Raw genomic sequence first — 13,641 nt, 5'->3', positions numbered from 1 at the left:
CCCCGCCATGACGAAGCATCAGCACCTGCAGCGGAGGCTTGGTGTGTTCGACGCCACGACGATCGGCCTCGGATCCATGCTGGGCGCCGGCGTCTTCGTGGTCTTCGCCCCGGCCGCCGGGCTGGCCGGCACGCTCCTCGTCGCCTCCATCGTCATCGCGGGCGCCGTGGCCTACTGCAACGCCGTGGCGTCTGCCCAGCTCGCCGCCAAATACCCGGAAAGCGGCGGAACGTATGTCTACGGCCGCAAGCAGCTCGGAGAATGGCCGGGCTTCATCGCCGGCTGGGGGTTCGTGACCGGCAAGACCGCATCCTGCGCGGCCATGGCGCTGACCTTCGGGCAGTACGTCGCCCCGGGATACGCGACTCCGGTGGCCATCGCGGCCGTGGCAGTGCTCACCGGGGTCAATCTTCTGGGCATCACCCGGACGGCCTTCCTGACGCGCATCCTCCTGGGCATCGTCCTGGCCACCCTCACCTTCGTGGCTGCCGCCACCATCCTGGGCCCCCATCCCGTGGACGCCGCACCCGCCGCAGCTCCCGACGGCGGAGGCAGTGCCTGGGGTGTCTTTCCCGCCGCGGGCCTGATGTTCTTCGCGTTCGCCGGATACGCACGGATCGCGACGCTCGGCGAGGAGGTGAAGGACCCCGCCCGGGTCATCCCGCGGGCCATCCTGGGCGCCCTTGCGGCAGCGTTCGGCATCTATCTGGCCTTGGCTCTGCTGCTGCTGGGGCACCTTCCGCTGTCCAGGCTGGCAGGATCCGAGGCCCCGCTGCTGGAAGCGGTGCGGACGTCGCAGTTGGCCGCCGGGGCCGGATTCGTGCAGGCCGGAGCCGCCGCGGCGTCCTTGGGCGCACTGCTGGCACTCATTACGGGCGTGGGCCGCACTGCGATGGCCATGGCGAGGGAGGGTGACTTGCCGGGCCCGCTGGCCCGGATCGGGGGACGCCACACGGTGCCGTTCGTCGCCGAACTGGCCGTTGCCGCCGTCGTGGTTGTGCTGTTGCTGACCAGCAACGTACTGACCGTGGTGGGCTTCTCCAGCTTCGGCGTCCTGGTGTACTACGCGGTGGCGAACGCGGCAGCGTACAGCCTTCCGGACCGTCCGTGGCACGCGCCGCGCTGGCTCAATGCCGCGGGGCTTGCGGGCTGCCTGGTCCTGGCCTTCACGCTGCCGCCGTCGTCGGTCCTGACCATGGCGGCGGTGCTGGCCGTTGGAGTGGCGGGCCGGGCGGTGGTGCTGCGGCGCCGCCGCAGCACCACGGCGTAAGCCGCCTACTCCGGGGAGGCACCCGTGACCTGGACGTGCAGGTCCTCGTCCGACGGCGTCCACGTCGCCGGATCGGCGTCGACCTGCACACCCGAGCGGATGTCCTTCACCTGGTGTTTGCCCTCATCATCGGTAAACCAGACGAAGGGAATGCCGCGGCGGTCAGCGAACTTGATCTGCTTTCCGAACTTCTCCGCCTTCGCGGCAACTTCGGTGGCGATGCCGCGGCTGCGCAGCTGCGTCGCCACGTCCTGGGCCTCCCCCCAGGTGTCGTCTGCGTTCAGGGCCACGAGGACAGCGGTGGGAACGGAGCGGGAAGCCTTCGCCAGGTCCTGGCTGAGGATGCGGGACACCAGCCGGGTCACACCGATGGAGAGCCCGACGCCGGGGAACTTCCGGTTGCCCTTGCTCGCCAGGGCGTCATACCGGCCGCCCGAGCAGATGGATCCGAGCTGCTCGTGGCCGACGAGCACGGTTTCCACGACGGTGCCCGTGTAGTAGTCGAGCCCGCGTGCGATGCTCAAATCGGCAATGACCTTGCCCGGTGCGCGCTTCACGGCGGCCTCGATGACCTGCTCGAGTTCGTCCAGGCCCTCCTCGAGGAGCTCATTGCTCACCCCGAGCGAACGGACCTGCCCGACGAAGGAGGTGTCCTCGGTGCGGATGCCGGCAAGTTTGAGGGCCGCCTGCGCCTGGTCATCGGTGGCACCGAGTTCGGTTTTGAGCAGCTCGGCCACCTTGGCGGGGCCGATCTTCTCCAGCTTGTCGATGCTGCGCAGCACGCCGGCAGTGTCGTCCAGCCCGATGCCCCGGTAGAAACCCTCTGCCAGCTTCCTGTTGTTGATGCGGAGCCGGAAGTCCGGAATCGGAAGGGCGCCAAGCGCTTCGGCGATGACCAGTGCGATCTCGACGTCGTAGCGGAAGGGCAGCTCGCCGTCCCCCACCACGTCAATGTCCGCCTGCGTGAACTCACGCGCCCGGCCCTCCTGGGGACGCTCGCCGCGCCACACCTTCTGGATCTGGTAACGGCGGAACGGGAACGCGAGGTAGCCGGCGTTCTCCACGACGTACCGGGCAAACGGGACCGTCAGGTCGAAGTGGAGGGCCAGCGCATGCGGGTCGTGCTTCCCCTTGCCTGCGTCGGTTTCGCCCTCGTCGTCCTGCAGCCGGCTGAGGCCATACACCTCTTTGTCGATCTCGCCCTTGCGCAGCAGCTGGCCCACCGTCTCCACCGCACGGGTCTCGATGGAGGAGAAGCCGTGGAGTTCAAAGGTGCGCCGCAGCGTGTCCAGGACATGCTGCTCCACCAGCCGCTCCTCGGGAAGCCACTCGGGGAATCCGGACAGGGAGGCTGTGCGTGCCATGGTGGAGTTTCTCCTCAGGTAACCGACGGCCGGAGTCCGCTGCCCAGCATTCCGAATCGCCATTGATCAAAAACGGCGGCAAGGGCGGGAGTCCAGGCTGTCATGCATAAACTATGTGCGGCAGTCAGTTTATGCTTTCGGCGCCTGCATCTCTAATGCGGCCGCCCTGACCGGAGACGCTGCCGCTGTGCAGCTGCAGCCGGGGATGCCTTCAGCGGGTGACCCTGGTGGGCAGCCCGATCAACGAGGAGGACCTGTGGCGGCAAGTCCACGCGAAATGCGTGAAGCCAAGCGCCGTATCCAGCAGATGGAAGCCAAGCGCGAGCTTCGCCGTGACCAGGAGAAGCGGCGCAGGCGGGACAACCTTCTTGCGGGCGGTGCGGGAACGGCGGCGGTGATACTCGCCGTCGTGCTTCAGCTCGCGGTGTATTCCGGCAACCCGACCGAGGAGGAATTCGCGGCGGCCGAGGCCGGACTGCAGTCCCCGTCCGCGTCGCCATCCGCCCCGGCCACCAACGCCGCCAACATCCCCAAGCCGGAAACAGCCGCGGGGAAAGTCTTCACCGGCGAACTCAAACTCAATCGCGGAGCGGTGGGGGTGCGGCTCGATGGCACCAAGGCACCGCAGGCCGCCGCCGTGTTCAAGTCCCTCGCCGATGAAGGGTACTACAAGGGCGTGAGCTGCCACCGGCTCACCACCGCCGAGAATTTTGGCGTGCTGCAGTGCGGCTCCAAGAGCGGAGACGGCCAGGGCGACCCCGCCTACACCTGGGGTCCGCTGGAGAACACGCCCGCGGACAACAAGTATCCGGCCGGAACCATCGCGGTGGCCCGGACCGGCGGCAACGCCTACGGCAACGGGACGCAGTTCTTCATCGTGTACAAGGACACCGTGATTCCGGCCGACGCCGCGGGCGGGTACACCGTGGTGGGCACCGTCACTTCCGGGCTGGACGTGGTCACAAAGATTGCGGCGGCAGGTCTTAAGAAGGGCGAAAACGCCACCGACGGCGCACCTGTGGAACCAGTCACGATAGACTCGTTCTCTCTGAAGTAAGAAGCCCGGTTCCCAGGCGGCCCCGGGTGTATTACGAGAGTATTTTCCTCCAAGCGAAAGACTTTTAGCGGTGACAGACAGTCAGAAATCCGACGAAACAGCAGCAGCAGACCTGATTGAGGCTCCGGCTCCTCCGGCCGGGCCCGAGGCGGCAGCTGCCGAAGGTACCCAGGCAGACGAAGCGCAGCCGGACGCAGCTCCCCAGGAGGATGCGTCCGCGGAGGACGTACCTTCGGAGGACGCACAGGCGGACGCACCTGCGGACGCACCTGCGGACGACGCGCCCGCGGAGCAGGCACCGCTGGAGGAGGCACCTGCAGACGAGGTGCCCGCGGAAGAGGCACCGGCGCAGGGCGCTGGAGAGGAACCCGCCGCGCAGGAGCCGGCCGCTCCGCCGGCTCCCTCACCCCGCCCGGCGCCGTCACCCCGTCCGGCACCGTCACCCGCGGCATTTGCCGCGCGCCCGAAGTCAGGCCCCGCGGCCACCGTGGCGCCGGTGCCCGCACCGTCGGCCACGTCGCTCGCGGAAGCAGCCCGCTGGGGCCGCGTTGAAGGAGACGGTCACGTCTTCCTCACCATCGACGGCGAGGAACACCCGGTCGGCCAGTACCCGGACGTCAGCGATGACGAGGCGCTGGCTTACTTCGCCCGGAAGTATGACGACATCGTGGCCCAGATCGTGCTGCTCGAGCAGCGCGTTGCGTCCAAGGCCCCCACCACCGACATGCAGAAGACTGTCACGCACCTGCGTGAGCAGCTGGCAGAGCGCAACATGGTGGGCGACATCCGTTCGGCTGAAGGCCGCCTGGACACGCTGGCCACGCAGATCACCGAGCTTGAAAAGGCCGAGAAGGCGCAGCACGACGCCGTCCGCGCAGCCGAACTGGCCGCGCGTGAGGCCATCGTCGCCGAAGCCGAAAGCATCTCGGGAACGGATCCGGCGCATATTCAGTGGAAGACCTCCAGCGCCAGGATGAACGAACTGTTCGAGAGCTGGAAGACCGCACAGAAGAGCGGTGTCCGCCTCGGCCGCAGCAACGAAGACGCACTCTGGAAGCGGTTCCGTGCCGCCCGCACGGTGTTTGACCGGCACCGCCGCGCCTACTTCTCCCAGCTGGACAGCAACAACTCGGCGGCAAAGGCTGCCAAGGAGAAGCTGATCGCCGAGGCCGAGGCGCTGTCCTCCTCGACCGACTGGGGATTCGCCGCCGGTGAATACCGCCGCCTGATGGACGAATGGAAGGCCTCCCCGCGCGCCAGCCGCAAGGATGACGACGCGCTGTGGGCCCGGTTCCGCGCCGCCCAGGACGTCTTCTTCACCAACCGCCAGGCCGCGAACGACGAGATCGACCAGGAGTACGCCGCCAACCTCAAGGTGAAGGAAGCCCTCCTCGAGGAAGCCAACACCATCCTTCCGGTCAAGGACCTCGGTGCCGCCAAAAAGGCCCTGCAGTCCATCCGTGACCGCTGGGAGGATGCCGGAAAGGTGCCGCGCGCGGACATGGGACGCATCGAGGCAGGACTGCGCAGGATTGAGGACGCCGTCCGGCAGGCCGAGGAGGAGAACTGGCAGCGTTCCAACCCTGAGACCAAGGCCCGCACCAACAGCGCCCTGAGCCAGCTCGAGTCGGCCATCGCCGGGCTCAAGGACGATCTGGCGAAGGCCGAGAAAGCCGGCGACCAGCGCAAGATCAAGGCTGCCCGCGAGGCGCTTGACGCCCGCCAGGCCTGGCTGGACCAGATCCAACGATCCGCCAGCGAGCTGTCCTAGTCAGGATCCTGCAGGCCCCGCACCGGTTATCCACATGACCGGGGCGGGGCCTGTACTCGTTCCGGCCACTTCGGGCACGATGGCTGGATGGAAGCGTCCAGCACGCCCGGCAGGCCGTCCCCGCCGATAGCACCGTCCCGGCAGTCTGCACCAGCGTCACCGCCAGGACCAGGATCGCCCGGTCAGCTTCTGGATCTCTACGCGCCTGGACAGCTGTTTTCGTCACCCGAGCTGCAGTCCATGGCGGCCGACGGCGTGCTGACGCAGCTCCACCAGCACGGCTACACGGTGCCGGGCGTGGAGGCTTCGCCGCAGCTGCGGGCGCGCGCTGCAGCGCATGCGGTGCCACCCGGCATCCGGCAACGGGTGGTGGCGGGGCGGCTGACTGCGGCCTGGATCTACGGGTGCGCCCGTGAGCCGGACCGGATGGCCCTCCTGGTGGACGCCAAGCGCCGCATTTCCAGCCTGCGCGCCACCCGCGGCTGCACGCTCCATGAGGTACGGCTCGGTCCCTTTGACGTCGTCAGCCTGGGCGGCCTGATGGTTTCGAGCCCACTGCGCACCGCACTGGACATCGCCCTGCACGTGGACCCCGAGCGGGCAGTCCCCGCCCTGCGCCAGCTGCTCGAAAGACCCGAACTTGATGTCCGCGTCCGGCTGCTTATCCTGGCCGTGGAGGCAACACCCCGGCTGCCGCACAAGAAGGCGGCCCTGGAGAAGCTGGCCCTAGCTTCGCCGGCGGTTTCCCGTGGTCCGGTAGACATCGAAGACGCCGTCGATCCGCCGGACAGCGCTGAGCACGTGGCTCAGGTACTTGGGATCGCCCATCTCAAAGGCAAACTTGGAAACGGCCACGCGGTCGGTTGACGTGTGCACACTCGCGGCGAGGATGTTCACGTGGTTCTCGGAGAGCACGCGGGTGACGTCCGAGAGCAGCGACTTCCTGTCCAAGGCTTCCACCTGGATCTCCACGAGGAACACGCTGGACTGCGTCGGCGCCCAGTCAACATCCACGATCCTGTCCGGCTGGTCCTTCAGGTCCGAGATGTTCGTGCAGTCCGTGCGGTGCACGGACACGCCCGAACCGCGCGTGACGAACCCCAGAATCGGGTCTGGCGGCACGGGGGTGCAACAGCGGGCCAGCTTGACCCAGACGTCCCCCACGCCGCGGACCACCACACCGGAGTCGGAGAAACGCGCCTTGCTGACCTGCGTGGGGATGCTGACTTCGGTGAGGTCGTCGTCGGGCGTCTCGTTCCCGCCGAGCATGTCGACGAGTTTTTCCATGACGGACTGCGCCGACGTATGTCCGTCCCCCACCCCGGCGTACAGGCCCGAGATGTCGACGTACTTGAATTCCTCGGCCACCGCGGCCAGGGCATCGTGGGTCATCAGGCGCTGCAGCGGCAGGTTCTGCTTCCGCATGGCGCGGGTCAGCAGCTCCTTGCCGCGGTCAATGGCCTCCTCGCGGCGCTCCTTGCTGAACCACTGGCGGATCTTGTTCCGTGCCCGCGCGCTCTTGACGAAGTGCTGCCAGTCCTGGCTCGGCCCGGCCCCTTCCGCCTTCGACGTGAAGATCTCCACCCAGTCGCCGTGATTGAGCTCGCTGTTGAGCGGCACCAGCTTTCCGTTGACCCGGGCGCCGATGGTGCGGTGGCCCACCTCGGTATGCACCGCGTAGGCAAAGTCCACAGGCGTGGAGCCGGCCGGGAGTGCCATGACTTCACCCTTGGGCGTAAAAACGAAGACTTCCCTGGCGTTGATCTCAAAACGCAGCGAGTCGAGGAATTCGCCCGGGTCGGAGGTTTCCTGCTGCCAGTCCACGAGTGACCGCAGCCAGCCCATGTCCCCGTCGCGGGGACTGCCTGGCCCGGTGGCCGTGCGGTTGGGCTGGTCCTTGTACTTCCAGTGGGCGGCAACGCCGTACTCGGCGCGCCGGTGCATCTCGTGCGTGCGGATCTGGATCTCCACGGGCTTGCCGCCCGGGCCGATCACGGTGGTGTGCAGCGACTGGTACATGTTGAACTTGGGCATCGCGATGTAGTCCTTGAACCGCCCGGGCAGGGGGTTCCAGCGCGAATGCAGGGTGCCCAGCGCGGCGTAACAGTCGCGGACCGAGTCCACCAGCACGCGCACGCCCATGAGGTCGTTGATGTCGTCGAAGTCCTTGTCCCGGACGATCATCTTCTGGTAAATCGAGTAGTAATGCTTCGGCCGGCCGGTAATGGTGGCCTTGATCTTGGCCACCCGGAGGTCCTCGGCGATCTGGTTCCGGATCACGCTCAGGCTCTTTTCGCGCTCCGGTGTCCGGTCACCCACCATGCGGACAATTTCCTCGTAGACCTTGGGATACAGGGCGGCGAAGGAAAGGTCCTCAAGTTCCCACTTGATGGTGTTCATGCCCAGGCGGTGCGCGAGCGGGGCAAAAATTTCCAGCGTTTCGCGTGCCTTGCGGGCGGATGACTCGGCGGAAACGAAACGCCATGTCCGTGCGTTGTGCAGCCGGTCGGCCAGTTTGATCATCAGCACGCGGATGTCCTTGGCCATCGCCACGACCATCTTGCGGACCGTTTCGGACTGCGCGGCCTCACCAAAGCTGACCTTGTCCAGCTTGGTCACGCCGTCTACCAGCATGGCCACTTCCGGGCCGAAGTCGGCCTTCAGGTCGGCGAGGGTGTAGGGGGTGTCTTCGACGGTGTCGTGCAGCAGCGCAGCGGCCAGCGTGGTCCCGCTCAGCCCGAGCTCGGCGAGGATCGTGGCCACCGCCACCGGATGCGTGATGTACGGATCGCCGCTCTTGCGTTTCTGTCCGCGGTGGCTCTGCTCGGCGACCACGAAGGCGCGCTGGATGAGGTCGAAATCCTCTTTGGGATTGTTCGCCCGGACCGTCCGGAGCAGGGGCTCCAGGATGGGCGAATACGTTGCGGTGCTTCGGCCGGTCAGCCTCGCGAGCCGGGACCGGGTACGTTCACGCCGGCCCGGAAAAGTCGGACGCACGCCGGAGTTGTCCACCGGCACACCCGGGCCGGGGCGCCCGGCAGCCACGAGACCAGTCTGCTGGCCCTGGCCCGGACTGTCACCACCGGCAGCCTCTGGCGCCGACGTCGAACGTTCTTCCAATGAAGCACCCCTCACGACCCGTTTAATTATCCCAGTCTATTCCCGGCACGGGCATGCCCGATAACCGGAACGTCGCCGAAGGGCAGGACTCCGACGCAAAAGGCCGGACACCGTCGCGACGACGGTGTCCGGCCCTCAGGTGGGGACTGCTAGGCCTTGGCCGGTTCGGCAGAAGACTTCGCCGCGGCATCTGCCCGGCGGTGCTCCACGCGCTTTGCCTGCTTGACCAGTTCGGGCTCGTTCTGGCGCAGCCACGCGTACATCGGGGCAGCGATGAAGATCGTGGCTGCCGTGCCGATGAGGATTCCGACGAACAGTGCCAGTGACAGGTCCCGCAGGGTTCCTGCACCCAGCAGGCCGGCACCGATGAACAAGATCGCGGCCACCGGGAGAATGGCCACCATCATGGTGTTGATGGAGCGGACCAGGGTCTGGTTGACGGCCAGGTTGACTTCCTCGCCGAACGTCCGCCGGGTGGACATATCGATGTCGGCCGTGTTTTCGCGGATTTTGTCGAACACCACCACGGTGTCGTACAGCGAGTAGCTGAGCACCGTCAGGAAGCCGATGATCGCCGACGGTGTCACTTCAAAGTCGCTGAGGGCGTACACGCCGGCGGTGATGAACATCGTCACCGCCATGCCTGCGATAGCCGAGAGCGACATCTTCCAGGTCCTGAAGTACAGCGCCATGAGCACGGTCGCCAGCCCCACGAAGACCACCAGGCCGATGAGCGCCTGCTTGGTGACGTCGGCACCCCAGGTAGGCCCAACGAACGTCGAGGTCACCTCGTTGTCGGTGACGCCGTAGGCGGTGGTCAGGCCTTCCTTGATTTTCAGGGTTTCGTCATCCGAGAGCTTGTCCGTCTGGATGCGCATCGTGGTCCCGGCGACGTTGGCAACGCGGGGAACACTGCCCGGGACGACGTCCTCCACCGCCTTCTCACCGAGGGCCGCATCCGTGCTCGTGACGTTGGAAACGGTGAATTCCGAGCCTCCGCGGAACTCGATGCCCAGGTTGAATCCTCCCTTGACCACCGGGATGAGGATTGAGAGGGCAACCGCGGCAAGCGCGATCAGGAACCACAGTTTCTTCCGGTCGACAAAGTCGTAGGAGCGTTTTCCCGTGTAGAGCTCGTTACCGAATGTCGCAAAGCTTCTAGCCATTACTTGCCCTCCTTGTTGGCGCCCTTGGAGGATCCCGCAAGCTGCTGCTGCTTTTCCGCGAGGCGTCGTTCTGCAATCGTCATCCGGCGCTCCGCCTCGGCGGACGCCCCCGTGTTCTTGGCACGCACGAGGGCGGGCTTCTCCTCCGGCGTCCGGATCCTACCGGCGCCCCTGTAGAGCGGCACGGCGCCCAGGCGCTCGGGGTCGAGGCCCGAGAGCCGGTGGCCTTCACCAAAGAACCGGGTGCGGGCCAGCAGCTGGAGGGTCGGGTGCGTGAACATGAAGACGACGATCAGGTCGGCGATGGCTGTCAGGCCGAGGGTGAAGGCGAAGCCGCGGACGTTGCCGACGGCCACGAAGTAGAGCACGAGTGCCGCGAGGAGGTTGACCGCCTTGGAGGCCAGCACGGTACGCTTGGCCCGCTTCCACCCATTCTCGACCGCCGAAACCAGGCCGCGGCCCTCACGGAGCTCATCACGGATGCGTTCGAAGTAGACGATGAATGAGTCGGCGGTCTGGCCGATGGCGACGATGATACCCGCGACGCCGGCCAGGGACAGACGGTAGTTTTCCGTCCAGCCGAGGACGGCAATCGCCAAGTAGGTCAAGGCACCGGCCACGACCAGCGAGGCGATGGTGACGAATCCCAGGGCACGATACTGGAACAGGGAGTACACCACCACGAGCAGCAGCCCGATCAGACCGGCCAGAAGCCCCATCCGGAGCTGTTCCCCACCCAGGGTCGCCGAGATCTGCTGCTCGCTCTGGATGTCGAAGCTGATCGGCAGCGCGCCGAAGCGCAGCTGGTCGGAGAGGGCTTTCGCGGACTGTTCCGTGAAGCCGCCGGTGATCTGCGGACGGCCATCGGTGATTACGGCCTGGGACCGCGGGGCGGAAATGACCTGGTCATCGAGAACAATGGCGAACTGCGACTTCGGATCCGTACCGGTCTCTCCGCCGGCCGCGACGTAGAACTGGTTAAGCCGCTCGGTGACCGTCTTGAACTTCGCGGTGCCCTCGGCGTTGAACTGGATGTTGACGGCCCACTCGTTGGTGACGGCCCCCTGGGCGCCCTGCTGGAGCTGGAACGTGGAGCCCTGGATCTCGACGCCCTTGACCTCAACCGGGCCCAGGATGTACTTGATCGCCGGGGTCTCCTCGGTGGCCGGTTCGCAGGTGACCAGCGGCTTGGCGGGGTCAGAGCGCTCCTGCTTGTCCTGTGCGGGATTGGCGCAGTCCAGTGCCTCGAACTGCTTCATGATGTCCGCGGTGATCCAGTTCGAATCGCTGCCGTTCGTCGGCTTGGCGGTGGGCTTGGGCAGCTGCGCCTCAGGAGTGCGCTCAGCCGCGGGAACCGGCGTTCCGGGCCCGTTCAACAGCACCGGTCGGAAGTTCATGTCGGCCGAGGCCTGGATCAGCGCCCGGGTTTCGGAGGACGGCGTGCCCGGAAGGCTCACCACGACGTTGCGGCCGGACTGGGTGCTGATCTCAGCCTCGGCGACACCCGAACCGTCGACGCGCTGGCGGATGATCGCGACTGCCTGGTTGAGCTGCTCCTCGTTGATGTCCGAACCGCCCTCTACCTTGGGCGCCAGGATCATCTGGGTGCCGCCCTCAAGGTCAAGGGCCAGCTTTGGAGTCCAGCTGGCTTGTCCGGCCATGGTGCCGCCCGCGAGGACGGCCGTCATGACGGCGAGGATTACGCCAAGCCAGACCAACACCCTGATGGCTGATTTCTTGTGGCCAGTTCGTGCCATTGTCGATCTTTCTATAGTTACGGAGGAGCCGCCGGTGCGGGCTGGGCGCCCGTCCCGGCGGCGGGCCGCGGCCGAAGAGTGAAGTGCGGCGCGCTAGTGCGCCAGCGGACTAGATATCCTTCTTGCCTTCGTCGTTGCTGCGCTTCGTGGCGTCGTCCTGGGTTTCGGCAATGCTCGGCGCGCTGCCGTCGGCATCGGCCGTAAGGGAGGAGGCGTCATCCGGCACGGGCGTGGTGTCAGCCACGGGCTCCACGATCTTGGTGACGGCCTGGCGGTGAACGGTGGCCGGGTGGCCGGGAGACAGTTCCAGCACAACCTTGTTCTCCTGCTCATCGATCGAGACGATGCGGCCGAAGAGGCCGAAGCTCGTCATGACCTCAACGCCGGGAGCGAACTGCGACTGAATGGCGGCCTGCTGCTGCTGCGTCTTCTTGTTGCGGCGGAACATCATGAAGATGAAGATGCCGAGCATGACGAACAGCAGGATGGTCATGATGTCGATGCCGCCGCCGGCCTGCGGCTGGGCCTGGGCAGTAATATTTCCGAACACGGGGAAGTTCCATTCTGTACTTGCGTAGCTGGTTGACGGCAGCGTCCGTTCCGCGCCGCATTCCCGGGGAAGAGACCAGCCCCGGTCGGCCGCGCCCCGGAGGGCGGGCCACGGAAACGAACACGGACGTGCCGAGCGTCATACCAGTCTAGAGGGAAAAGCTGGAAGGCCGCTGTTATTGGGCTTTGGAGATCCAGTCGACAGCGGATTGTTCATCTTCCACGTCCGGCGCGAACAGGTCCAGGGTGTCCTGCCCGAAGACGCCGTCTGGCACCGCGTAACCCAAGTGGGTCCACGCCGGCGCCATGGCTATCCGCCCCCGGGGCGTCCGGCCAAGGAGTCCCTCCCGGACCAGGAACGGCTCGGCAACGGTCTCGACCGTTTCGGGTTCCTCGCCAACGGCGATGGCCAGGGTGGAGAGGCCGACCGGCCCTCCGCCGAACTTGGTGATCAGCGCCTCGAGCACGGAGCGGTCCAACCGGTCAAGGCCTCGCTTGTCCACCTCGTACATGTCCAGCGCGGCCGAGGCGGACCTGGCGTCGATCTGCTCGATGCCGTGCACCAGGGCCCAGTCCCTCACCCGCCGCAGGAGGCGGTTGGCGATGCGCGGAGTCCCGCGGGACCGTCCCGCGATTTCGCTGAAACCCGCGGAGTTCACTTTCAGGTCCAGGAGGCCCGCGGACCGGCGCAGGACCAGCTCCAGTTCCTCCACCGAGTAGAACTCCAGGTGGCCGGTGAAGCCGAACCGGTCACGCAGCGGTCCCGGCAGCAGGCCGGCCCGCGTGGTGGCGCCGACCAGGGTGAATGCGGGCAGTTCCAGCGGGATGGCCGTGGCTCCGGCGCCCTTGCCCACCACAATGTCGACGCGGAAGTCCTCCATCGCCATGTAGAGCATTTCCTCGGCGGGGCGGGACATCCGGTGGATTTCGTCCAGGAAAAGGACCTCCCCCTCGGACAGCGAGGAAAGGATGGCGGCGAGGTCGCCGGCATGCTGGATGGCCGGACCGCTGCTGATCCGCAGCGGCGCGTTCATTTCCGCTGCGACAATCATGGCCAGTGTGGTTTTGCCGAGGCCCGGCGGACCGGAAAAGAGCACGTGATCGGCGCTGCGGCCGCGCATCCGGGATGCCTGCAGCACGAGGGACAGCTGTTTTCGGACGCGGTGCTGGCCGACGAAATCGTGCAGGTTCTTGGGCCGCAGGGCGGCCTCGATCGCCTTTTCCTCGGGTTCTTCGCCTCCGGCGACGAGGGACGGCTCAGCCACGGCTGCCTACCCTGTTGCCGGCACGGGCGCCGTCCTGGCCAAGCCATCGCAGCGTGGTGCGCAGGATCTCGGCCACATTGCCCTGGTCCGCAAGGTCGGGCGCGTCGGCCAGGGCTTTGTCGATGCTGCCGCTGGCATCTCTTTCGGACCAGCCGAGGCTGGTCATGGCGGCCACCACCTGGGGCTTCCAGACCGCTTCCCCGGACGGGGCCGGGGCGGCACTCGGGGCGGTGCCGTGGGGAACCAGCTTTCCGGCGAGCTCCAGCACAATCCGGCCGGCGACTTTCGGGCCGATGCCCGGAACTTTGGTGAACGTTTTGCT

The 13,641-nt window shown here is 66.7% G+C and carries 10 protein-coding genes; 3 read left to right on the top strand and 7 right to left on the bottom strand.

Translation table 11 applies throughout. From position 1 onward, the window contains the following. Positions 1-7: 7 nt before the first annotated feature. Positions 8-1,270 (top strand): APC family permease, encoded by a 1,263-nt coding sequence (locus AC3A3W_RS01210; RefSeq protein ID WP_487440068.1) that lies wholly within the window; start codon positions 8-10, stop codon positions 1,268-1,270. A gap of 5 nt (positions 1,271-1,275) precedes the next feature. Here AC3A3W_RS01210 and hisS read toward each other — a convergent pair whose 3' ends face one another. Next, positions 1,276-2,634 carry a histidine--tRNA ligase gene (gene hisS / locus AC3A3W_RS01205; RefSeq protein WP_487440067.1) on the bottom strand — a complete coding sequence of 453 codons (1,359 nt, stop codon included), beginning with the start codon at positions 2,632-2,634 and terminating at the stop codon, positions 1,276-1,278. Positions 2,635-2,890: 256 nt separating this feature from the next. Here hisS and AC3A3W_RS01200 point away from each other — a divergent pair, with 256 nt between their 5' ends. Then, the gene (locus tag AC3A3W_RS01200; RefSeq protein ID WP_487440066.1) at positions 2,891-3,691 is read left to right on the top strand and encodes a peptidylprolyl isomerase; all 801 of its coding nucleotides are present in this window, start codon (positions 2,891-2,893) and stop codon (positions 3,689-3,691) included. Positions 3,692-3,761: 70 nt separating this feature from the next. Next, positions 3,762-5,462, top strand: coding sequence for a DUF349 domain-containing protein (locus tag AC3A3W_RS01195; protein WP_487440065.1), 1,701 nt, complete (start codon positions 3,762-3,764; stop codon positions 5,460-5,462). A gap of 726 nt (positions 5,463-6,188) precedes the next feature. Here the strand turns inward: AC3A3W_RS01195 and AC3A3W_RS01190 are convergent. From AC3A3W_RS01190 to AC3A3W_RS01165, 6 genes are all read right to left on the bottom strand, one after another. After that, a complete protein-coding gene (locus AC3A3W_RS01190; RefSeq protein WP_487440064.1) occupies positions 6,189-8,582 on the bottom strand; it encodes a RelA/SpoT family protein in 2,394 nt (797 codons plus the stop codon). Positions 8,583-8,731: 149 nt separating this feature from the next. After that, positions 8,732-9,748 carry a protein translocase subunit SecF gene (secF, locus tag AC3A3W_RS01185; protein ID WP_487440063.1) on the bottom strand — a complete coding sequence of 339 codons (1,017 nt, stop codon included), beginning with the start codon at positions 9,746-9,748 and terminating at the stop codon, positions 8,732-8,734. Beyond that, positions 9,748-11,505, bottom strand: a complete 1,758-nt coding sequence (gene secD / locus AC3A3W_RS01180) for a protein translocase subunit SecD (RefSeq protein ID WP_487440062.1) — start codon at positions 11,503-11,505, stop codon at positions 9,748-9,750. Before secD ends, secF begins: the two co-directional genes overlap by 1 nt. A gap of 109 nt (positions 11,506-11,614) precedes the next feature. Further along, the gene (yajC, locus tag AC3A3W_RS01175; protein WP_487440082.1) at positions 11,615-11,998 is read right to left on the bottom strand and encodes a preprotein translocase subunit YajC; all 384 of its coding nucleotides are present in this window, start codon (positions 11,996-11,998) and stop codon (positions 11,615-11,617) included. 232 nt (positions 11,999-12,230) lie between these two features. Beyond that, positions 12,231-13,319 (bottom strand): Holliday junction branch migration DNA helicase RuvB, encoded by a 1,089-nt coding sequence (gene ruvB / locus AC3A3W_RS01170; RefSeq protein ID WP_487440061.1) that lies wholly within the window; start codon positions 13,317-13,319, stop codon positions 12,231-12,233. Next, positions 13,312-13,641: Holliday junction ATP-dependent DNA helicase RuvA (locus AC3A3W_RS01165; RefSeq protein WP_487440060.1), on the bottom strand; the 330-nt coding region annotated here is incomplete at its 5' end. The genes AC3A3W_RS01165 and ruvB, both read right to left, overlap by 8 nt.

The sequence above is a fragment of the Arthrobacter sp. Soil_N43 genome (genome assembly GCF_057655195.1).
Note: the sequence above shows the minus strand (reverse complement) of the source record. Positions and strands in the feature narration are given on the sequence as shown.

Bases quoted from the DNA above. Each gene is read 5' to 3' on its own strand.
- secF (WP_487440063.1), bottom strand. From the start codon at position 9,748: ATGGCTAGAAGCTTTGCGACATTCGGTAACGAGCTCTACACGGGAAAA.
- yajC (WP_487440082.1), bottom strand. From the start codon at position 11,998: ATGACCATCCTGCTGTTCGTCATGCTCGGCATCTTCATCTTCATGATG.
- AC3A3W_RS01210 (WP_487440068.1), top strand. From the start codon at position 8: ATGACGAAGCATCAGCACCTGCAGCGGAGGCTTGGTGTGTTCGACGCC.
- secD (WP_487440062.1), bottom strand. From the start codon at position 11,505: ATGGCACGAACTGGCCACAAGAAATCAGCCATCAGGGTGTTGGTCTGG.
- hisS (WP_487440067.1), bottom strand. From the start codon at position 2,634: ATGGCACGCACAGCCTCCCTGTCCGGATTCCCCGAGTGGCTTCCCGAG.